This window comes from Streptomyces avidinii, assembly GCF_045161815.1.
Classification (GTDB): Bacteria; Actinomycetota; Actinomycetes; order Streptomycetales; family Streptomycetaceae; genus Streptomyces; species Streptomyces avidinii.
The window spans coordinates 367,206-388,844 of sequence record NZ_CP108863.1; the positions used below are offsets into that span (position 1 = coordinate 367,206).

Annotated in this window: 17 protein-coding genes and 1 pseudogene; 4 read left to right on the forward strand and 14 right to left on the reverse strand. The window is 72.8% G+C overall.

Annotated features, from left to right (window positions below):
* Positions 1-41: 41 nt before the first annotated feature.
* Together OG373_RS01760 and OG373_RS01765 are read right to left on the reverse strand one after the other, a co-directional pair.
* Positions 42-4,049, reverse strand: a complete 4,008-nt coding sequence (locus OG373_RS01760) for a trypsin-like peptidase domain-containing protein (RefSeq protein ID WP_405435329.1) — start codon at positions 4,047-4,049, stop codon at positions 42-44.
* Between the two features lie 10 nt (positions 4,050-4,059).
* The gene (locus tag OG373_RS01765) at positions 4,060-4,383 is read right to left on the reverse strand and encodes a trypco2 family protein (RefSeq protein WP_405435330.1); all 324 of its coding nucleotides are present in this window, start codon (positions 4,381-4,383) and stop codon (positions 4,060-4,062) included.
* Positions 4,384-4,565: 182 nt separating this feature from the next.
* On the opposite strand from OG373_RS01765, the pseudogene OG373_RS01770 reads away from it, so the two are divergent.
* Together OG373_RS01770 and OG373_RS01775 are read left to right on the forward strand one after the other, a co-directional pair.
* Positions 4,566-5,043 (forward strand): annotated as a pseudogene (locus tag OG373_RS01770) (protein kinase domain-containing protein); the annotation flags it as partial.
* A 39-nt stretch (positions 5,044-5,082) separates the two neighbouring features.
* Positions 5,083-5,337 (forward strand): ricin-type beta-trefoil lectin domain protein, encoded by a 255-nt coding sequence (locus OG373_RS01775; protein WP_405435331.1) that lies wholly within the window; start codon positions 5,083-5,085, stop codon positions 5,335-5,337.
* Here the strand turns inward: OG373_RS01775 and OG373_RS01780 are convergent.
* The 3 genes from OG373_RS01780 to OG373_RS01790 form a co-directional block, all read right to left on the reverse strand.
* The gene (locus OG373_RS01780) at positions 5,285-6,313 is read right to left on the reverse strand and encodes an SDR family NAD(P)-dependent oxidoreductase (RefSeq protein ID WP_405435332.1); all 1,029 of its coding nucleotides are present in this window, start codon (positions 6,311-6,313) and stop codon (positions 5,285-5,287) included. The genes OG373_RS01775 and OG373_RS01780 overlap by 53 nt on opposite strands.
* Before the next feature lie 57 nt (positions 6,314-6,370).
* Positions 6,371-7,783: a M1 family metallopeptidase gene (locus tag OG373_RS01785; RefSeq protein ID WP_405435333.1), complete on the reverse strand. Its 1,413-nt coding sequence runs from the start codon at positions 7,781-7,783 to the stop codon at positions 6,371-6,373.
* A 96-nt stretch (positions 7,784-7,879) separates the two neighbouring features.
* Positions 7,880-11,791, reverse strand: a complete 3,912-nt coding sequence (locus OG373_RS01790) for a Pls/PosA family non-ribosomal peptide synthetase (protein WP_405435334.1) — start codon at positions 11,789-11,791, stop codon at positions 7,880-7,882.
* 249 nt (positions 11,792-12,040) lie between these two features.
* On the opposite strand from OG373_RS01790, the gene OG373_RS01795 reads away from it, so the two are divergent.
* Positions 12,041-12,586: a hypothetical protein gene (locus OG373_RS01795; protein WP_405435335.1), complete on the forward strand. Its 546-nt coding sequence runs from the start codon at positions 12,041-12,043 to the stop codon at positions 12,584-12,586.
* Positions 12,587-12,593: 7 nt separating this feature from the next.
* Here the strand turns inward: OG373_RS01795 and OG373_RS01800 are convergent, their stop codons facing one another.
* Positions 12,594-13,016 (reverse strand): Fur family transcriptional regulator, encoded by a 423-nt coding sequence (locus OG373_RS01800; protein WP_397730227.1) that lies wholly within the window; start codon positions 13,014-13,016, stop codon positions 12,594-12,596.
* Between the two features lie 403 nt (positions 13,017-13,419).
* On the opposite strand from OG373_RS01800, the gene katG reads away from it, so the two are divergent.
* Entirely contained in the window at positions 13,420-15,651 is a 2,232-nt protein-coding gene (gene katG / locus OG373_RS01805) for a catalase/peroxidase HPI (protein WP_405435336.1), read from the forward strand.
* A gap of 83 nt (positions 15,652-15,734) precedes the next feature.
* Here katG and OG373_RS01810 read toward each other — a convergent pair whose 3' ends face one another.
* The 8 genes from OG373_RS01810 to OG373_RS01845 form a co-directional block, all read right to left on the reverse strand.
* Positions 15,735-16,076 (reverse strand): hypothetical protein, encoded by a 342-nt coding sequence (locus OG373_RS01810; RefSeq protein ID WP_405435337.1) that lies wholly within the window; start codon positions 16,074-16,076, stop codon positions 15,735-15,737.
* Positions 16,077-16,116: 40 nt separating this feature from the next.
* Positions 16,117-16,512: a hypothetical protein gene (locus tag OG373_RS01815; RefSeq protein ID WP_405435338.1), complete on the reverse strand. Its 396-nt coding sequence runs from the start codon at positions 16,510-16,512 to the stop codon at positions 16,117-16,119.
* Positions 16,513-16,638: 126 nt separating this feature from the next.
* Positions 16,639-17,064, reverse strand: a complete 426-nt coding sequence (locus OG373_RS01820) for a secondary thiamine-phosphate synthase enzyme YjbQ (protein ID WP_405435339.1) — start codon at positions 17,062-17,064, stop codon at positions 16,639-16,641.
* 143 nt (positions 17,065-17,207) lie between these two features.
* Entirely contained in the window at positions 17,208-17,918 is a 711-nt protein-coding gene (locus tag OG373_RS01825; RefSeq protein WP_405435340.1) for an ABC transporter ATP-binding protein, read from the reverse strand.
* A complete protein-coding gene (locus tag OG373_RS01830) occupies positions 17,915-18,676 on the reverse strand; it encodes an ABC transporter ATP-binding protein (RefSeq protein ID WP_405435341.1) in 762 nt (253 codons plus the stop codon). The genes OG373_RS01825 and OG373_RS01830 overlap by 4 nt, the downstream gene beginning before the upstream one ends.
* Positions 18,673-19,647, reverse strand: a complete 975-nt coding sequence (locus tag OG373_RS01835; protein ID WP_405435342.1) for a branched-chain amino acid ABC transporter permease — start codon at positions 19,645-19,647, stop codon at positions 18,673-18,675. The genes OG373_RS01830 and OG373_RS01835 overlap by 4 nt, the downstream gene beginning before the upstream one ends.
* An 8-nt stretch (positions 19,648-19,655) precedes the next feature.
* Entirely contained in the window at positions 19,656-20,534 is an 879-nt protein-coding gene (locus OG373_RS01840) for a branched-chain amino acid ABC transporter permease (RefSeq protein WP_405435343.1), read from the reverse strand.
* Between the two features lies 1 nt (position 20,535).
* On the reverse strand, positions 20,536-21,594 hold the full coding sequence (locus OG373_RS01845; RefSeq protein WP_405435344.1) for an ABC transporter substrate-binding protein: 1,059 nt from the start codon (positions 21,592-21,594) through the stop codon (positions 20,536-20,538).
* Positions 21,595-21,639 lie beyond the last annotated feature (45 nt).

Consider the following 21,639-nt stretch of genomic DNA (forward strand, 5'->3'; position numbering starts at 1 on the left):
CTCACCGACCGCACCGCCCGGGCCGGCGACGACGGGTGCGGTCAGCGGGGGCCGGTGGGGGGTCCGAGCCGGCTCAGCAGAGCGAACGCGCGCGCCAGATCCGACCCGGAGTCCGGCCTCCGCAGGCAGCGGTCCAGACGGGCCGTGGCCTCCGCGGCCCGCTCCCGGTAGGGGCCGGCGGGGCCCAGTTGGGCACTGGCCACGGCGATGCGGAAGAGGGGCATGACCCAGGAGTCGGCCGGAGCGCCCGGCAGGGCCCTCAGCGGACCGCGCAGCACCTCCAGGGCTTCGGCGAGGACGGACGTCGCCTCGGCCGTGCGCCCGAGCTCGGCCAGGATCCAGACCTGCGTCCCCAGTGCTTCGAGCAGGTCCAGTCCGTGCCTGCCGGGGTCCTCGCTCACGAGGGTGCGCCGGATCCGGATCGCCTCGGCGAGGGCCCGGTCGGCCTCGTCACCGCGTTGGAGCAGGGCCAGGATGACGGCACGGTGGTGCAGGACGGCGGCGGTCAGTGTCAGGTTCGGGGCATCGGCCGCCCGGTGGATCCGCAGGGCCGTGTCCACCCCGCGCAGTGCGGCGCCCCCTCGCCCCTGGGCGAAGCGCTGCATGGCGTACCGGTCGATCAGGAGGGCGGTGCGCAGCGGGTCGAGCCCGTCGGGAACCGTGCCGAGACGTCGCAGCAGGCCCACCGCGGACTCGGCCGCGTCCAGCGACTCCTCGGTACGGTCCAGGGCCCTGAGCACCTCGCTGTGCTCCAGGAGGGCCGCGGTGAGGTCGGGCAGGTAGCGGTCCGGTTCCGCGTCGGCCAGCGCGGTCAGCAGGGCCACGGCCTCGCCGGACGGCGCCTGCGCCTCCGCGGTGCGGCCGGCCGTCACGAGGAGCCTCAGCCATTGCCTCAGCACGCTCGGGAGTTCGGCGCGCGCCGCCCCGGGGTTCGTGCGGGCGGCCTCCCGGACGGCACCGACGGCCTCGACGACGGCGTCCAGCGCTCTGTCGTGCTGCTCGGCCGTGGCGAGATCGGCGCTCAGGTTCTTCAGGGTGTGGGCGAGCATGATCCGGCCCGTCTCCGGGCGCTCGGCCGCGGCGGCGCGAGCGACGTCGGCCGCCTCCTCGCTCACCGTCAGCGCCTCGGCGTGGCGGCCGAGCGCGTGCAGCCTGTTGCCGAGACCGAGCAGGGCCGCGACGAGGGAGCTCCGGTGGCTCCCGGGGCGCCCGCGTACGAGGGCCCGGCTCACGTCCACGGCTTGCCCGGCCGAGGCCACCGCGGCCTCCAGGTGCTCCAGCTGCTCCTGCACGTTGGCCAGGGTCGTCAGGCTCATGGCAAGGTCACGCAGGTGGGTGTCGGGCGAGTCGGCCGCCAGTTCCCGGCGTAGCCGTACCGCCTCCGTGATCTTCTCGTGCGCCTCCTCCACGTGTCCGGTGCGGCGCAGTGCGATCGCGAGGGTGTGGAGGGCGTGGGCGTGGGCGGCCAGGTGCTCGGCCCCCCGCAGTTCGTACAGCTCTCCGTACAGGTCGGCCGTTTCGCGGCTCGCTTCGAGCGACTCGGGCAGTCGGCCCAGGTCGTCCAGTCGTACGGCGAGGTTGAGCAGTCCGCTCGCGAGATCCCGCAGATGTGTCTCCCGGTCGAGCGACACCAGGTGGCGCCGGAGCGCGACGGACCTGCGGATCGTGGTCAGGGACTCGTCGACCAGGCCGTGGTCGGCCAGCCGACCGCTGAGGGTGGCCAGGCCGACCGCGAGCCGGGGCAGCCACTGCCCCGGGTGGGCGGCCTCCAGCCTCTCCCAGATGTCGACGGCCTCGAAGGCGGCCTCCAGTCCCTTCTCCCGTTCACCCGTTTCATCCAGGCGCAGGGCCAGCTGACGCAGGTGCTCCGCCAGGCGGGGCAGGCGTGCGGGGTCGTGCGGTGGGCGGGCCCGGTCGTGGGCGACGATGCGCCGGCCGAGGAGGACGGCCCAGGAGGCCAGCCGCTCGCTGTAGGGCGGCAGGCCGGCGGCAAGGCGCTGGAGCAGGTCCGGGGACAGGTACGGAGCCCTGACCATCGTGTCGAGGGCCGACAACAGCGGTCCCGGCGCGGCGGTGCGCGTGGCGAGTGCGACGGCGTGCGGGGCCAGCACGTCCGGGTGGGCGAGGCACAGGTCCCGCAGTGGGGCGTCGAGCCCGCCGCGGAAGACGGGATGGGCGGCCGCCCTGGTGTAGAGGTCGAGCAGGTGCGCGGCCTGTGCGGGTGCGGCGCCCGCGGCGAGGTGGTGGGCGAGGGCCGGCTCGTCGCTCAGCCGCCGGCCGACGAACCGCTCCGTGAGCCGGTCGGGCTGCAGGCTGCCCCACGCGGCGCCCATGGTGGGCGGATAGAGCTCGGAGATCCAGGTGCGCACGCCGGCGCGACGGCCGCCGCTCTCGCCGTCCAGGGAGGGCAGCCGCCGCAGAACGGCATCGGCCTGCTCCCGGTTCACCCTGCCGACCAGGAATGACGCCGCCAGCGATTCCTCCAGCGTGCGCCGGCTCAGGTGTCCGTGCAGGTCCGGCCGGGTCCGCGCGCTGCCCCGCCAGTAGCCGTCCTCGTGGGCGAGGAGCCGGTCCTCCACCCGTTCCACGTCGTTGCGCCGTGACTCCCCCGACCCTCCGGGTCCGTCCGGGGTGGAAGCGGCGTCCAGCAGATCGACGAGGGCCGTCATGTGCAGGGTGAGGGCGTTGCCGTGGCCGTCCTGGTCCAGTGGGGGCGTGGGCAGGGACTGCGCGAGGGCGGCCCAGTCCGGCGGGGCCGCAGGGGCGTGCGCGATCTGTCCACCCGGCGCTGCCAGCGCGGTGGCGAGCGCCGTCAGAGCGTGCCGGTAGGCGCCGCGCCGGTCGGCGGGACCGGTCTGGAGCTCCTCCAGGGCGATCTTGTCCTCATCGGCGAGGAGCTCCTCGGAACGGCTCGAACAGGTGCGCAGCGCCGTCCACCAGTCCCCGTCGGCCCGGGCCATCAGCAGTATCTTGAGGCGGTGCTCGCGCGGATGCCGCGCGGCGGCGCGCAGCAGCGCTTCCGCCTGCGCCGGGCGGGTCTCGGCGTAGTCCAGCACGACCAGCAGCGGTGCGGCCACATCCCGGACGACCGCGAGGTCCTGGGGCTCCGCATGGGGGTCGGGCCACCACACCTGCCACGGCACGGACCGCCCGTCCGTGCCGACGACCGGCGTCCCGGCCAGGTCCGCGGCGAGGCGTCCCGCCAGCCGGGTCTTCCCCTGGCCGCCCGCACCGTGGAGCAGCAGCCCGCCGAACCCTTCGGCGGCGCACCACTGCCCGAGCCGGGCGAGGAGGTCGCCGCGGCCGTAGAAGGGCACGACGCTCTGTTCGGGACGCAACAGCCCCGCCGGGGAGGCCGGTGGCGCTTTCGACGGCCGCCGGTCGAGGTCTGCCAGGGCGCCGAGCTCCGCGCCTTCCGGCGGGGCGTACGCACCGGCCGCCTTCAGCGCGTCGCAGAAGCCCGGGTCACGGTGCAGTTCGGCGGCGGGCACCGCCAGTACGGCGCCGTGTGCGAAGCCCGCGGCGTCCTCGGCGACCACCCCGACGAGCAGGTCCCCGCAGAAGACGGGGCCGCCCGAGAGACCGCCCCAGGGCGAGCCCCTGCGGTCGGTCCAGGTGGGCGGGTGCTGGGTGACGCCGCAGTAGTGACGGCCGTTGACGGATCCGCTGCCCGGGTTGACCTCGCACGTCAGCTGGTACACCTCGATGTCCCGGCCGTCGCGCTGGACCACGTTCGGCAGGCCCCAGACCTCGACCCGCTGTTGCGGCCGGTCGGTGACGAAGCAGCCCCAGCGCACCGGCCCGGCTTCCCGGCCGGACCAGCCGGGCCCGATGACGCGCACCAGGGCCGCATCGTCCCTGCCCTGAGGCGTACCGCACCACACCACCTCGCCGGTGTGGTCGTCGCCGGGCAGCGGCCGGAACAGCCGGACCCGGGCGCCCTGCTCGGCGACGACGTGGGCGGAGGTGAGCACCAGGCCCGGCCCGACGAGACACCCCGTGCCGGGCCCGCCGGCGCCGATGACGCCGACCAGTCGGGAGCGGATCATGCGGGCCCGGTCAGTGGGTACCGGGGGCGGCGGGCCGCTCCCAGGCACCGCGGACGGAGACGTCCCGGCCGTCGGCCAGGCGGGGAGTGAGGGTCAGGGCGATGCGCTGGGTACGTTCGCGCCCGAGGCCCGCCTCGGCGTCCGCGGACACGACCCAGGCCCGGAATCCGGACTTCACCGTGGCGTCGGTGCGCAGCACCACCGTGAATTCCAGCTCCACGGGACCCACGGTGAACTGGAGTTCCTCACCTGCCCCGTCGGCGGTCGCGGCCCGCAGCTCCTCGCGTATCGCGGCGACCGCGTCCGCCAGGCCGATCTCCCCGGAACGTGTCATCGGTTCCCCCTTACGCCCTGCGCGCCCGCGGCGGGCGGCGCGTGGTTTCCACGGTAGCGAAGGCGGGGCTCCGCCGGGCCGGAACCGGGATCAACTCAGCCTTCGGACACCCGCGTTGCCGTCCCGGGATCATCGGGCTAGATTTCTGGAAACTGTTTCTAATTCGAGCGGGGCTGGCTGACGTGTTACAGCTGACGGGGAGCGGAGCCGAGCCGCTGGAGGCGGGGGATCCGCGCCGGATCGGGTCGATTGCGCTGGCGGGCCGGCTCGGCGCCGGCGGCATGGGGCGGGTGTACCTCGGGATCCGCGAGGGCCGGTACGTCGCTGTCAAGCAACTGCTGTCCTCCGTCGTCGGCGAGGACCAGGACTTCCTGCGCCGATTCGGACACGAGCTGGACAACCTCGCCCGGCTGCCCGCGGACGCCACCGCGCCGCTGCTGGACAGCGACCGCACCGCCGCTCCCCCGTGGTTCGCCACCGCCTACATCCCCGGACTCACCCTGCGGGAGGCCGTCGCCCTGCACGGCGGCCCGCTGCCCGCACACGCGCTGTGGCTGCTGCTGCGGGAGGCCGCGGCAGGGCTGACGGCGGTGCACGCGCTGGACATGGTGCACCGGGACCTCAAGCCGTCCAACGTGATGCTGGGTCTTCGGGTCCTCGGACTTCGGCGACTGCGCGGACGCGACCGCCCGGTGGACGGTGCAGAGCAGGCCGGACGGCAGCTTCAAGCTGGTCAACCAGCAGAGCGGCAGCTGCCTGTACGCCAACATGCTCGGCCAGGCGGTCTTCGTCGGCGACTGCGCCCAGGACACCGCCCGCCTGTGGCGCACCGGGTCGGGCGGCAGCCTCCGCAACGACTACAACGGGGGCTGCCTCGACCTGGGCATGAGCAGTGGCCTGGTCACCAAGTCCTGCGGCGGGGAAGCGTCACAGCGCTGGACGCGGCAGAGCTAGACGGCCCAGGTCGCCCAGAGGGTGGCCGGACGCGAGGGGCCGGAGTTGGGCCGACCTGAGCACCCTTGTCCGCCGGCGCGCGTGCCAAAGGCTGTACGGGGAGGTCGGCGCCGGTCAGGTCGCAGCTTGCCTCCCACAGCGACGCCGCGACGGAGGCGTCGGCGAGGTGGTTCCATACGGGTTCCTGCCGGGGCTCGCCGCGCAGGCCGAAGACGCGCGGTCCCCACAGCTGGCCTCCACGCACGGCCGGGTCGAGCACCGCTCGGACTGCGGGCCGGGCGTCGGCGTGCTTGCCCTGGAGGAGGAGGGCCGCAGGTGCCGCGCTCAGCCGGGCGCCGGTGGTTCGCATGTGGACCGGCGGCCGTGACGGGGTGAGGGAGCCCAGCGCGCCGCCGGGATGGACCACCACGCTCGTGACCGTACGGCCGGCGGCGCGCAGGCGGCGGTCGAGTTCGATGCCGAAGTACATCTGTGCCAACTTGGAGCGTCCGTAGGCGCGCTTGGGCCGGTAGTCCTTCCGGGACTGCAGGTCGTTCGGCTCGAGCCGCTCCGACTTCGCCGCGAAGGTGCCCATGGTCACGACGCGGGCCGCCGGCGCGGCCGACAGCAGCGGCATCAGCCACTGGGTCAGGGCGAAGTGTCCGAGGTGGTTCGTGCCGAACATGAGCTCGTGACCGTCCTCGGTCTCTCTGCCCGGCGGGGCGTCGAGCGCGACGCCGGCATGGTGGACCACCGCGTCAAGGCGCTCCACCTCCAGTGATCCCACCGCTGTTTCCAGCGACGAGAGGTCGGCGAGGTCCAGCCGTACGGCCCGCACCCGCGCACCGGCAACGCGCGCACGGGCAACGCGCGCACGGGTGGAGGCCGTGGCGACCTCCGCCTTGGCGGGATTCCGGCTGCCGAGCACGACGGGGGCTCCGGTTCCCGACAATTGCTCCGCGACGAAGTACCCGATGCCGGCGTTGCCGCCGGTCACCAGGAAGACGCGGCCATCGGCACGCGGCAGCCGTTGGACATTCCAGGGCGGCGCCCCCTACGTCGAGGCCTTGCCCCGGCCCTTGGGCCTACCGTTCGTCGGCGGGTATCCGGGCCTCGCCGGTATCGACGGCCCCGTCCCCGGTGACGGCACCGGCAGCGGCGGGAGCGCCGGCTCGTGCAGCCAGGCCGTGAACAGGTCGTCCAGCGGCTCGGCCGCGTAACGGGCCACGTGGTGGGTGAAGCCGGTGGTGGACACGACGGCGTGGCGGTGGACCGTGGGCCAGTCGCGCAGCATGCGGAAGAAGGCGCTGTCGCCCAGCGCGCAGCGGATCGCGTGCACCGCGAGCCCGCCGCGCTGGTAGAGGCGGTCGTCGAACATCAGCTTGCGGCCCGGGTCGGCCAGTCGCAGGTCCTGCGGCTGCAAGGCCAGCAGCCGATGCGCGTTGGCCGCGAGCTCGTGCGCGGTGCGGCCGCCGGAGCGTTCCGACCAGAGCCATTCGGCGTACTTCGCGAAGCCCTCGTTCAGCCAGATGTGCCGCCAGTCGGCGATGGTCACGCTGTTGCCGAACCACTGGTGCGCGAGTTCGTGGGCGATGAGGCGTTCCGAACCCCGGACACCGTCGACGTGGTTGGCACCGAACGTGGACAGGCCCTGCGCCTCCACGGGGACGTCCAGCTCCTCGTCGGCGACGACCACCGCGTACTCGCTGAAGGGGTAGGGACCGAAGAGCTCCTCGAACAGCCGCATCATGGCGGGCTGCCGGGCGAAGTCACGGGAGAACCGCGGCAGCAGGTGCGCCGGTACGTGGGCACTCTGCGGGACGCCTCCGAGCCCCGGGTCACCGAGGAGCACCGTCTGGTACATGCCGATGGACAGGCCGACCAGGTAGCTGGAGGTCGGCGCGGCCTGCTCGTAGACCCAGGTCGTCGTGCTGGCCTTCGTCGTACGGGTGAGCAGTCGGCCGCCGGCCACGACCGTGTAGGCGGACGGCGTGTTGACCGAGATCTGGTAGGTGGCCTTGTCGGCGGGCCGGTCGTTGCACGGGTACCAGGACGGCGCGCCGACGGGCTGGCTGGCGACCAGCGCTCCGTCGGTCAGCTCCTCCCAGCCGAGGCCGCCCCACGGGCTGCGCACGGGCTTGGGGTTGCCCGCCCAGTGCACCTCCACGGTGAAGGCGGAGCCGCCGGGCAGCGGCTTGGCCGGGCGGACCCGCAGTTTGCCGGCGCGGTGGGTGTAGTGCGGGGCGCGGCCGTTCACCAGGATCCGGCCTATTTTGAACTCGGCCAGGTTCAGGTGGAACTCGGCGAGCGGCGCCCGCCCGGCGATCGCGCTGATCCGGGCCGTCCCGGCGAGCCGGTTGGGGCCGGGACGGTAATCCAGAGCGAGCTCGTACCGGTGCACTCGGTAACGGGAGTCGCCGTTGGCCGGGAAGTACGGGTCCGATGGCTCTGTTCTCTGGCCGCTCACTGCCGCTTCCGCTCCCTGCGCTGTGCTCGTACGACGTGCTGGTGTACCGGTGTGCCGGTGCTCCCGCCGGTGCCGGCCGTGGCGCGGACGGCCCGGTCAGGACCGCCACGCCTCGATCGGATTGCCCAGCCAGCGGGTGTCGGCGGGGACGGATTCCCCGGCCATCACGAGGGAGGCGGGGCCCAAGGTGCTGCGGGCCCCCACCGTGCTCCCGGGCAGGACGATTCCGCCCGGGCCCAGGGTGGCGCCCTCATGGAGCACCACAGTATCCGTCCTCAAGATCCGGTCGTGGAAGAGGTGCGTCTGCAACACACAGCCCCGGTTCACACTGACCCCGTCGCCCAGCACCACCAGGTCCGTTTCGGGCAGCCAGTAGCTCTCGCACCACACGCCCCGGCCGATCCGGCCCCCGAGTCCGCGCAGCCACAGGGCCAGCACCGGGGTACCGGGCACCGATCCGGCCAGCCACGGCACGGCCAGGACCTCGACGAAGGTGTCGGCCAGCTCGTTGCGCCAGACGAATCCGCTCCACAGCGGGTGCTCGCCCGTCCGGTGCCGGCCGACCAGCAGCCATTTGGCGCACACCGCGACCACGCAGGCGGCCAGTCCGGCGGCCAGCAGGACCGCTCCGGAGAGCAGCGCGGCCCCCCAGACGCCCGTGCCGCTCCCCGTGGTGAGCGCGCAGAGCGCCGCCACGGTCAGCACGGCCAGGGCGGCCGAGCAGAACACCGGGGCGAGCCGGCACAGCTCCACCAGGCCGCGCGCCCACAGCAGCCGTGCGGGCGGCTCGTAGGTCCGGCTCCGGTCGGCGTCCGCGGTGGACCGGGGCAGCTTGACGGGCGGGAGTCCCAGGTAGGAGCTGCCCTTCTTGGCCTTCTTGGGCGTGGCGGACAGGACGCCGACCAGCCCGTCGTCCGGCACGGTACGGCCCGGGGCGGTCATGCCGGAATTGCCGAGGAAGGCCCGGCGGCCGATCTCGGAGTGCCCGATCCGGACCCAGCCGCCGCCCAGCTCGTAGGGGGCGGTCAGGGTGTCGTCGGCGAGGAAGGCACCCTCACCGACGGTGGTCAGGCTCGGCAGCGCGAGCACGGTGGACACCTCGGCGCCCCGGCCGATCTTCATGCCGAGCAGCCGCAGCCACACCGGTGTGATCAGCCCGGCGTACAGCGGGAAGAGGGTCTCGCGGGAGAGGTCCATCAGCTGCGTGACCGTCCAGGCCTGCCAGCCGACCCTGCTGTGCGTGGGATGGGTTCCCGTCCGCAGCCCGAGGCTGAGCAGGCGTACGGAGACCAGCAGCAGGGCCGCGTACGCGAATCCGAAGGCGAGCGCCCCCGGCACCACGGCGAGGAGTGCTCCGCGCAGTGCTTCGGCGAGTCCGGCGTCGGCGGGCACGAACCGGCTCACCACGAGGAGGGCGGGCAGGGCGGCGAGCACGGGCAGGGCCGTGAGGCAGAAGCCGGCCGCCCCGTACGCGGCCCGCCAGGGGAGCCCGCGCGGCGGGCGCTCCTTGGGCCAGTTGTGCTTGGCCTTGCCGAGCTTGCCGGCGGGTGCGCCGGCCCAGCGCTGGCCGGTGGGGATCTGTCCGACCACGGCGGAGCCGGGGGCCACCTCGGCACGCTTGCCGACCCGCGCGCCGGGGAAGAGGATGCTGCGGGTGCCGACCACCGCGCCCGCGCCTACCTTGATCGCACCGATCTCCAGGTGGTCCCCGTCCAGCCAGTGGCCGCAGAGGTCCACCTCGGACTCCACGGCGCAGCCCCGGCCGAGTTTCAGCATGCCGGTGACCGGGGGCAGGGAGTGCAGGTCGACCTCGGGGCCGATCTTGGCCCCGAGAGCCCGCCCGTAGCGCTCCAGCCAGGACCCGGTGAGGGACGTGGCGCCGACGCACTCGGCCAGCCGCTCGGCCGTCCACAGCCGCAGGTGCACGCTTCCGCCGCGCGGGTGGCGTCCGGCCTTCACTCCCCGCATCAGGAGGCGCGCGCCGCCGGCCGCGATCGCGAGCCGGCCCGGCGGGCTGTACAGCAGCAGCGCACCGGCGGCGACGAGCCACCACGAGGCCGCCGGCGCCCACGGGTAGGGCCCGAACCGGTGCAGTACGTTGCCCAGGGCCAGTACGGCGACCGTCCAGCGCAGGCCGACCAGGGTGAACAGCGGGAGCAGCAGGAGGGACTGGACCAGTTGGGAGCGCAGCGGGACGGGGGTGACGGTGCGTGCGGCTCCGTCGTCCTGTGCGGACTTCTCCAGGTGCCGGGCCAGCTTGCGCAGGGTGGGCTGCTGGTAGATGTCGAGGACGGCGGCGCTCGGGTAGCGGGTCCGCAGCCGGGTGGTGAGCTGGGCGGCGGCGAGGCTGCCGCCGCCGATCGCGAAGAAGTCGTCGGCGGCGCCGGTGACGGTCACCCCGAGGGTCTCGCTCCACTGCTCGGCGAGCCAGGCTTCGGTGCCGTAGAGCTGTTCGGTGGGGCCGGAGGTCTCCAGGTCGGGCAGCGGCCAGGGCAGCGCATTGCGGTCGACCTTGCCGGAGGTACGGGTGGGCAGCTCGGCGACGGGCGCGAGCAGGGGGACGAGGGCGGCCGGCAGCTCGGCGCGCAGCCGGGTCACCGCCGCCGCGTGGTCCCAGCCGTCCTGGGTGACGAGGTAGCCGACGAGCAGCTGGTTGCCGCTGCGTGCGGTGCGTACGGCGGCGGCCGCGCCCGCGACGCCGGGCAGGGCCTGGAGTGCCGCGTCGACCTCGCCCAGCTCGATCCGGCGGCCGCCGAGCTTGATCTGCTCGTCGGCGCGGCCGAGGAAGACCAGGCCTTCGGGTTCGGCGCGTACGAGGTCGCCGCTGCGGTAGGCGCGCTGCCAGCCGAGGGGTTCGAGCGGGGCGTACTTCTCGACATCCTTGTCGGGGTCGAGGTAGCGGGCGAGGCCCACGCCGCCGATCACGAGCTGTCCGCTGCCGCCCATGGGCACCGGTTCCCCGGACTCGTCGACGACGGCCAGTTCCCAGCCGTTCAGCGGGAGGCCGATCCGGATCGGCTCCTCTCCGGTCAGGAGGGCGGCGCAGGCGACGACGGTGGCCTCGGTGGGGCCGTACGTGTTCCAGACCTCGCGGCCTTCGGTGACCAGGCGCTGGGTGAGCTCCGGCGGGCAGGCCTCGCCACCGAAGATCAGGAGCCGGACCTCGTTGAGCGCCTCGGGCTCCCAGAGCGCGGCGAGGGTGGGGACGGTAGAGACCACGGTGATCTCCTGGTCCACGAGCCAGGGGCCGAGGTCGGCGCCGCTGCGGACCTGGGAGCGGGGTACGGGGACGAGGCAGGCGCCGTAGCGCCAGGCCAGCCACATCTCCTCGCAGGAGGCGTCGAAGGCGACGGACAGTCCGGCCATGACGCGGTCACCGGGGCCGATCGGCTCCTCGGTGAGGAACAGGGCGGCCTCGGCGTCCACGAAGGCGGCGGCGCTGCGGTGGCTGACGGCGACGCCCTTGGGCTTGCCGGTGGAGCCGGAGGTGAAGATGATCCACGCGTCGTGCTCGGGGCCGGGGCGCGAGGCGGCGGCGCGGGCGCCGGGCTCGGCGGCCCGGCCGGCGTGGATGCGCTGTCCGCCGCCGAGGACCGCGCGGACCCCGGCCTCGCCGAAGACCAGGTCGGCACGCTCGTCGGGGTCCTCGGCGTCGACCGGTACGTAGGCGGCGCCGGCGGCGAGCACGGCCAGGATGGCCACGTAGAGCTCGTTGGTGCCGGACGGCACGCGGACGCCGACCCGGTCGCCGAGCCCCACTCCGGCGGCCGCCAGCGCCCGGCGCCGGCGCTCGACCTCGATGGCCAGCGCCCGGTAGGTCAGTCGGGTGGTTCCGTCGTCGAGGGCGAGCTCGTCGGGGTACGCCCGTACGGTGGCCTCGAAGATGTCGACGAGGGTGCGAGTGGGGGCGGCCGGCCCGGCGGTGAAGCGGGCGGACTTGCCGACCTCCTCCGGCCTCTCCCCGTCGTCGAGCAGAGTGAGTTCACTGCGCTCAGGTGTGACTGCCATCGGCCCTCACGTCTCGTTCCCGGCATGTCCGGGTCGCCGGCGGAGCCCGGGTCTGCCCAGGTTGTTCCTGCTCGGCGCCAAACAACCCACCAGTCTAGTGCGCCATCAAGGGTTTTCTTGTTGAAGCCTCGCGCGTGGCCGGGAAGAGACGGTGGTCGGACGGCGGGTCGCGGGGCGATCGGGGCGGGCTTGTGCGGCGATCGGGGGCCGCGCGGAGCGTGAGCGGCCGGTCGCATATCGTCGGTCGACATGACCGATCATGTTGCGCCGACATCGCGTTTGCTCGTACTGCACGACTACGGCATGGGCGGCTCGTGGTGGTGGGTCCACGCGCGGTCGGTGCGGGAGGTGCGCGAGACGTTCGCGGACGTGGAGGTGGTCGACAGCCCGGAGACCGTGGAGCGGGCCGAGGGCTGGGGCCTGGACGAGGCCTGGGTCGACGGGGCGACCACGCCCGACGGGTTGGACGGACTCCGGGCCAAGCGGGAGGCCCAGCGCGGCCTCGCAGGATTCGGCGCGCTCGCCGACCGGAAGACGGTGTGGCTGCGGCGGCGCTGGGACTACGAGGACGACGAGGACATGACGCTCTACCTGATGGAGGTCGAGGCCGACGGCCGCCGCACGCGCCAGGTCGCATTGGTCCCGGGCGGCACGGGCGTGCGCAGCGGACCCGACGACTGGCCCTTCAACCCGCCCGTCGTGGACCTCTACGACCCCGAGCTCGTGGGCATGGAGATCAGCGAGGACGAGTTCGAGACGCACTGGCGCAGCGCCCGGCACGTCGACGAGGCGTGAGGCGGGTTCAGGCCCGCGGCCGGGCGCATTCCGGGCACAGGCCGCGGTAGGTGACCTCGACCGCGGACACCGTGAAGCCGAAGCGCTCCTCCGCCGGGAGGCCCGACAGCGGGTCGCCGGTCGGGTGGACGTCGCGGATGGCCCCGCAGGCGGAGCACACCAAGTGCTGGTGCGGGTGGTGCGCGTTGGGGTCGTAGCGCTTGGCCCGGCCGTCGGTGGTGACCTCCGCGACCTCGCCGAGGGCGACCAGTTCGCCCAGGGCGTTGTAGACGGTCGCCCGGGAGATCTCCGGCAACCGCTGGGCCGCGAGGGCATGGACCTCGTCCGCCGTGAGGTGCACGTGATCGCCGTCGAGGACTTCCGCGACCACCCTCCGCTGGGACGTCATCCGCCAGCCACGCCCCCGCAAACGCCCCAGCAGGTCACTCATATCGGCCCACCTATTCAGCTTCGACGGGGTGCCCCGAAGTGTGTCGAGGGACATCCGGAATCCGATCGCATGTGGATCTGGTGTCCTTCTTGACTTGGATTCTGTCCATCGTAGGATCGGATTCGTAGATAGCCAAGAGACAGGAAGACCCCAGGGCGGCAGGTGACGAAGACGTGACGAATCACCGCCAGGGAGATGCGCGGTGCAGACACGCGCGTACCGGCCGCCTGCGCCCTCCTGCTCACAACCGTCCGGGACGGTGACCCCTCGGCGTCGTGGCGATCGACGAGGCCGAGCCCAAGCACCCGGGGCCCTGCGCCCCGGCTGTTCCATCGCATTCAGTCGCATTTAGTTCGCATTCAGTTCCTGAACACCGTGATCCGCCTGGTACGGAAGGATTCCCATGTCCGAGAACCATGATGCAATCGTCACCGACTCCAAGTCGGAGGGTGGGGAGGGCTGTCCCGTCGCCCACGGGCGGGCCCCGCACCCGACCCAGGGTGGCGGAAACCGCCAGTGGTGGCCGGAACGGCTCAACCTGAAGATCCTCGCCAAGAACCCCGCCGTGGCCAATCCCCTCGGCGAGGAGTTCGACTACGCCGCGGCGTTCAAGACCCTCGATCTTCCCGCGGTGAAGCGGGACATCGCGGACGTGCTGACCACCTCCCAGGACTGGTGGCCCGCCGACTTCGGCCACTACGGCCCGTTCATGATCCGGATGGCCTGGCACAGCGCGGGCACCTACCGGATCAGCGACGGCCGCGGCGGCGCCGGAGCCGGCCAGCAGCGCTTCGCCCCGCTCAACAGCTGGCCGGACAACGGCAACCTCGACAAGGCCCGTCGCCTGCTGTGGCCGGTGAAGAAGAAGTACGGCAAGAGCCTCTCGTGGGCCGACCTCATGATCCTCACCGGGAACGTGGCCCTGGAGTCGATGGGCTTCGAGACCTTCGGCTTCGGCGGCGGCCGTCCGGACGTCTGGGAGCCCGACGAGGACGTCTACTGGGGCCCCGAGACCACCTGGCTCGACGATGAGCGCTACACCGGCGACCGCGAGCTGGAGAACCCCCTCGGCGCGGTCCAGATGGGCCTCATCTACGTCAACCCGGAGGGCCCGAACGGCACTCCCGACCCGATCGCCGCGGCGCGCGACATCCGGGAGACGTTCCGCCGGATGGCGATGAACGACGAGGAGACGGTGGCTCTGATCGCGGGCGGCCACACCTTCGGCAAGACCCACGGCGCGGGCCCGGCGGAGAGCGTCGGCCCCGACCCCGAGGCCGCCCCGCTGGAGGCCCAGGGGCTGGGCTGGAGCAACTCCTTCGGGACCGGCAAGGGTGGCGACGCGATCACCAGTGGCCTTGAGGGCATCTGGACCAACACCCCGATCGCGTGGGACAACAGCTTCTTCGAGATCCTGTTCGGCTACGAGTGGGAGCTGTTCAAGAGCCCCGCCGGAGCGCACCAGTGGCGGCCGAAGGACGGCGCCGGCGCGGGCACCGTGCCGGACGCCCACGACGGTTCCAAGACCCACGCCCCGACGATGCTCACGACCGACCTCTCCCTGAGGTTCGACCCGGCCTACGAGCAGATCTCCCGGCGCTTCCTCGAGAACCCCGCCGAGTTCGCCGACGCCTTCGCGCGCGCCTGGTTCAAGCTGACGCACCGCGACATGGGCCCGATCGTGCGCTACCTCGGCCCGGAGGTCCCGACCGAGACGCTGCTGTGGCAGGACCCGCTCCCCGCGGTGACGCACGCGCTCGTCGACGCCGGTGACATCGCCGCCCTCAAGCGGCAGGTCCTCGCCTCCGACCTGACGGTGTCCCAGCTCGTCTCCGTCGCGTGGGCCTCGGCCTCGTCCTTCCGCGGCAGCGACAAGCGCGGCGGTGCCAACGGCGGGCGCATCCGCCTCCAGCCGCAGAGCGGTTGGGAGGTCAACGAGCCCGACCAGCTGGCAGGGGTACTGCGTACCCTGACCGGGATCCAGGAGTCCTTCAACGCCGCCCAGAGCGGCGACAAGCGGATCTCGCTCGCGGACCTGATCGTGCTGGCCGGTGCGGCCGCCGTCGAACAGGCCGCCGAGGACGCCGGGTTCGCCGTCCAGGTCCCCTTCACTCCGGGCCGCGCGGACGCGACACAGGAGCAGACGGACGTGGAGTCGTTCGCGGCGCTGGAGCCGGCCGCCGACGGGTTCCGCAACTACCTCGGGAAGGGCAACCGGCTGCCGGCCGAGTACCTGCTGCTCGACCGGGCGAACCTGCTGACCCTGAGCGCCCCCGAGATGACGGTCCTGGTCGGTGGCCTGCGCGTGCTGGGCGCCAACCACCAGCAGACGCCCCTCGGCGTCCTCACCGCGACCCCCGGGTCCCTGACCAACGACTTCTTCGTCAACCTGCTCGACCTGGGCACGACGTGGACGGCGACGTCCCAGGACGCGAACGCGTTCGAGGGCCGTGACTCCGCCACGGGCCGGGTCAAGTGGACCGGCACCCGGGCCGACCTCGTCTTCGGCTCGAACTCGGAGCTGCGCGCGCTCGCGGAGGTCTACGCGAGCGACGACGCGAAGGAGAAGTTCGTGAAGGACTTCGTCGCCGCGTGGGACAAGGTCATGAACCTGGACCGGTTCGACCTCGCCTGACAGTGGCGCGACGTCCGGGCAGGCCGGCACTCACCGGCCGGCCCGGACCCGGCAGGGCGCGGCTCCCGCGGGAGCCGCGCCCTTCAGCCCGGCAGCTGCTCGACCACGCTGGCGCCCCTGCCCTCCTGCGACTCCCATGTCCAGGTCTCCTCCAGGCGGAGGCGGCCGTCGGCCAGTTCCGTCAGGACGGAGGTGCAGTGCCCCGACGCGGTCGTCCCGTCGAGGCGGAGCTGGACGTAGCGGAAGTCGATCGTGTCGGCGTCCCGGGTGCCGACGAGGTATCCCCTGGCCACGTCCCCGCCGTGGTACTCGGCCCAGATCCGGCCGTCCTGCTCGTGGTAGTCGAACCGGGTCTGCCGGCCGACCTGGCCGGGTGCCTGGTCGGCCACGGGGACGAAGACGAGGCCGTCGAGCGAGCGCGCCACCGATAACTCCTTTGCGGGGAAGGCGATCCGGCCCACCACCCTAGAGGGGCAGGGTCCGGCCGGACGCGACCAGGGCCGTCTCCCGGTCCACGGCGGCGAGTTCCTCCTCCCGTCCCATGAGTTCCAGCTGCTCCCGGTAGTGGCTCAGCGCGGTGATGAGCAGGGGCCCCCTGGCCGGCTCCATGGCGTACATGCGGCGCGCGGCCGCGACCGCCTCGGCCCGCAGGGCCAGCGCGGTCTCGGGTTCGTGGGCGAAGTCCTGACGGCTGTACTCGAACAACGCGACCGTCAGCAACGGCAGATACGCCAGCGGGCTCACCTGGGCGAGCACGCGGTAGGCGGCGACCTCCTGCCGCGCCGGCAGGGTCTGTGATCCCAGGAGGGCCACTCGGGCTCGAAGTACCGCGTCGTGATGGGCGTGCGCCGTGAAAGTCATGACGGTGATTCTGAAAGCCGCACAGGGGTCCGAACAAGGGCAATTCACTGTGCCCTTGGTCCTACGAAAACGGCCTCTGACCTGTCATGATTGATACGTATTCACCCCTGTGACCCGCGGCGCGGGTCAGCAGCCGAGGAAGGACAGGCGGATCTGGCGCCGTGGGTTGTCCCGGTTGGTGTCCACGAGGGTGACGGACTGCCACGTTCCGAGCTCCAGCATCCCGTCGACCACCGGCAGCGTCGCGTGGGGCGGGACGATCGCGGGCAGTACGTGGTCCCGCCCGTGGCCGGGGGATCCGTGCCGGTGCCGCCAGCGGTCGTCGGCCGGCAGGAGGGACTCCAGGGCCTTCAGGAGGTCGTCGTCGCTGCCCGCTCCCGTCTCGATGACGGCGAGTCCGGCGGTCGCGTGGGGTGTGAAGATGTTCAGCAGTCCGCTCCGGCCCCGCGCCACCTCCCGGAGGAAGGCGGCGCAGGCATCGGTCAGGTCATGGACGGTCTCCCGGTCCCCGGTCGTCACGTCGATCGTTCGTGAAGCAAAGATGTCGGCCATGACTGCATCCTCGCGCCCGGAACCCCCGGGGACACGCAACCCCGACCGGTGTCGGCCTGGGCCGTCTCTTTCGGATCTTGCCGGGCCCGCGACGCCCGGCACCGCACCCGGCCGACAAGATCCGAAAGAGACGGCCCAGCGGCTCAGTCGACTCCCAGGAGGCGACGGCGGTCCTCGGAGCGGGCGGCGAACTCCGCGCAGGCCGCGCGGTGGACGATGCAGCCCTTCTGCATGACGGCCACGTGCTCGGCGACGGAGAGGGCCAGCCCCAGGTTCTGCTCGACAAGGACGACCGTCATGCCCTGCGCGGCCACCTCCCGGATCACCTCCCCCACCTGGGCGACGATCGCGGGGGCCAGCCCGTCGGACGGCTCGTCGAGGAGGAGCAGCCGCGGGTTGCCCAGGAGGGCCCGGGCGATCGCGAGCATCTGCTGTTCCCCTCCGGAGAGTTCGTCACCCCGGTGTCCGAGCCGCTCCCCCAGCCGCGGCAGCAGGTCGAGGATGCGCGTCCGGGTCCACGGCCCGGGCGCGGCGCGCCGCGGTGCGGCGATGGCGAGGTGCTCCGCCACGGTCAGCGGCGCGAACACCCGGCGTCCCTGGGGAACGACCGCCACTCCGGCCCGGGCGATCACATCGACCCGGGCTCCGGCGATCTCCCGGCCGTCGAGGGTGATGCTGCCCTCGTAGGGCCGGACGAATCCCATGACGGTCGATATGAGGGTGGTCTTGCCGACCCCGTTGCGCCCGAGTACGGCGACGATTGCGCCGGGTTCGACGTCGAGGTCGACGCCGGTCAGGACCACGCCCCCGGCGTATCCGGAGCGCAGCCCGCGCATCTGGAAGTACGGTTTCACGACGGGACCTCCGTAATGCCCAGGTAGGCCCGCTGGACCTCGGCGGAGGCCCGCACGTGATCCGGTGTGCCGGTGGTGAGGTGTCGGCCGAGGTGCATGACGGTGACGGTGTCGGCGAGCTCGAAGACCATGTCGAGGTCGTGTTCGACGAGGAGTACGGTCACCTCTTCGGGCAGGGCGGCGATCAGCTTCGTGAGCCGCTCGGTCTCCGCCGGCGACATGCCGGCGGCCGGCTCGTCCAGGAGCAGCAGGCGCGGTTCGGTGGCCAGCGCGACGGCCACCTCCAGTTGCCGGCGTTCCCCGTGCGAGAGGGCGGCCACGCTCAGGTCGTGCCGGTCGGGCAGGCCCACCCGTTCCAGCAGGGTGCGGGCCCGCGCGAGCTCCGCCGCCCGGGCGCTGACCCTCCGCCATCCGCCGAGCCCCGCCCCCGTCCGGAGCAGCACGGCGAGCAGGACGTTCTCCAGCACGGTCTCGCGCATGAAGAGGCTGGAATGCTGGAAGGTCGCGGCCGTTCCCAGCCCGACCCGGCGGTGCACGGGCAGCCGGGTCACGTCCCGCCCGTCCAGCAGGACGGCGCCCGTGCTGGTGGGCAGGGTTCCGGAGATGAGGCCGAACAGCGTGGACTTTCCGGCGCCGTTGGGGCCGATGATCGCGTGTCGCGCGCCGGACCGTACGGTGAGGGACACCTCGTCGACGGCGGTGAAGGACCCGAAGTGCTTGGACACCCGGCGCAGTTCCAGTAGGTCGAGATCGCTCACGCCGCCTTCTTCCGGCTCGGCTGGTGCGGGAGCCGTACGCCGGCCAGTCCGCGGGGCAATGTGTACACGGCGATGACGAAGAGCAGCCCGAGCAGCAACGGACCGCGCCCGGCCACGGCTTCGAGGTTGCCGAGGTAGTCGCGGGTCAGCCAGATGAGCGCGGCCGCGGCGCAGGCGCCCCACATCGAGCCGGTGCCGCCGATGACGACGGCCAGCAGCGCGAGGGCTGCGATCTCGAAGCCGGCGTCGCCGGGCGAGACGAACCGCTGTACCGAGACCCACAGCGAACCGGCGGCCCCGGCCAGCGCCGCGGCGCCGCAGTAGACGGTCAGGGCGTACCGCCGGGTGGGGTAGCCGATCGCCTTCATGCGCGGCTCGTTGTCCCGGATCCCGCGCAGGGCGAGGGCGAAGGGGGTCGAGCCCAGGCGGGTGACGGCCGCGAGCAGCAGCAGGAACACGGCCAGCACGTAGAAGTAGACCAGCCCGTCGAGCTCCAGCGCGGGGGTGCCGGGCAGGGGCACGACGGGCGGGACACCGGAGATCCCGTCGGTGCCGCCGGTCACCGACTTCCAGTTGACCGCGGCGCTGTAGACGATCTCGCCGATGGCGAGCGTCAGCATGAGGAACACCACGCCGCGGGCCCGGACGGCGAGCCACCCGGTGGGCACGGCCACCAGCGCCGAGACGCCCGCCGCGACGAGCAGTTGGAGCGGGCCGATGTCCGTGAGGTGCTTCGCGACGATGGCCGCGGTGTAGGCGCCGACGCCGAAGTAGGCGGACTGGCCGAGGGTCGGCAGCCCGGTCAGCCCGGTGAGCAGGTTCACGCTCAGCGCGAGCAGCGCGAACACCAGGATCCGCGACAGGGTGGCGACGGCGTACGGGCCGAGCAGGAAGGGAGCCAGGGTGAGCCCGAGGAGTACGGCGGTCCCGGCCACCCGGGACGCCGTGGGTGCGGTGAGGGACGTGCTCATGGACGTGCTCATGCGCGTACCGCCGAGGGGACCAGGCCGTGCGGGCGGACCACGAGCACGAGCAGCATGGTGCCGAAGAGGAGGAAGGGCGCGTACTGCGGGAGCAGTGCCACTCCGAGGGTCTGGACCTGGCCGATGAGCAGCGCCCCGGCGAGGGCGCCGCGCACGGATCCGAGGCCGCCGACGACCACGACGACGAGGGAGAGGACGAGCACGCTCTCGTCGACGCCCGGGCCGGGGCCCAGGATCGGCGCACCGAGCACACCGCCCACCGCCGCCAGGGCGGCGCCGAACGCGAAGACCCCGTAGAGCACCTTGCGGATGTCGACGCCCTGGGCGCGGACCATGTCGCGGTCGGCGACGGTGGCCCGGACGAGTGCCCCGAGCGAGCTGCGTTCGAAGACGAGGTGCACGAGGAGCGCGAGGGCGGCCGCGACGGCGATGAACACCAGCCGGTACACCGGATACGTATGGCCGAGCAGGTCGACCGTCCCGCGCAGCGACGCCGGGGGGTCCGTGGGCAGCACCTCGCCGCCGAAGGCGGCCGCGAGGAGGTCGGCGACGATGAAGGTGATGCCCAGGGTGAGCACGGCCTGGTCCAGGTGACCGCGCCGGGCCAGCGGCTGGGTGAGCAGGGTCAGTGCCGCTCCGCCGAGCGCGCCCACCAGCGCGCCGGCCGCCAGGGCGAGGAGCAGGCCCGGCAGGGTGCCGTCGGAGAGGGCGTAGGCGGTGTAGGCCCCGGCGAGGTAGAGCGTGCCGTGCGCCAGGTTGAGCACGTCCATCATGCCGAAGACCAGGGAGAGGCCGACCGCGATCGTGAACAGCAGCAGTCCGAAGGCGATCCCGTCGACGACGCTGACGAGGTTGCCGTCCAGCCATCCGGCCATGTCAGCCGCCCAGTCTGCCGAGGTCGCCGGCGAGGGTGTTGGCGCCCAGCTTCACCTCGCGCAGGTACCAGGGCTGGATCGGCGTGCCGCCGCTGTTGAACCGCCAGGTGCCCCGCGGGCTGTCGATGTCCCCGACCGTGGAGATGGCGGCGTTGACCGTTTCCGGGGTCACGTTGCCGCCGGCCGCCTTGATCGCCTTGTCGAGCACCTGCGCCGCGTCCCACGATGCCATCGCGTAGGTGGTCGGGTCCGTGCCGTGCGCGGCCCGGTAGGCGGGCGCGAACTTCCGGTTGGCGGCGTTGTCCAGGTCGGCGCTGTAGTTGAGGGCGGTGAGGACGCCGTCGGCCGCGTCGCCCTGCCCCTTGAGCACGCCGCCCTCGGTGAGGAAGCCGGGCGCGTAGAGCGGGATCCTGCCGGCCAGTCCGAAGTCGCGGTACTGCTTCACGAAATCGACGGCCGCGCCGCCGGCGTAGAAGCAGAAGACCGCCTTCGCACCGGAGTTCTCGATCTGCGAGAGGTAGGGCTGGAAGTTCTTGGTACCCGGGAACGGTGTGTAGACCTCCTCCCCCGCGACCTTGCCGCCGGCGGGCAGGAAGGTGGACTTGAAGCCCTCGATCTCGTCCTTGCCCGCCTGGTAGCCGGCGGCGATGAGGAAGACCGGGCCTCCGGCCCGCTCGGCGACGTGCTTGCCGAGGGCCTTGCCCGGCTCGTCGTTGACGTACGAGGTGCGCCAGATGTACTTGGTGCCGGTCAGGGTGGTCGGTGAGGCGTTCGAGCCGACGAGCGGGATCCGGCTGGTCTCGAACAGGTCCTTGACGCCGTTGACGGTGGCCGAGCTCACCACTCCGCTGACCGCCAGGACCCGGTCCTGTTTGACGAGCTTCTCCGCCGCCGCCTTGCCGGAGTCGGCCGTCTCCCCCTCGTCCGCGATCACGATCTGCACCTCGCGGCCGCCGAGCCTGCCGCCGTGCTGTTCGACGTAGAGCTCGAAGCCCGCCTTCATGTCGTCGCCGAGGGCCTTGTAGGTCCCGGACTGCGGAACGAGGAGCCCGATCTTCACGGGCCCGGTCTGCTTGCTGTCATCGCCTGTGCCCAGGCTGGCACC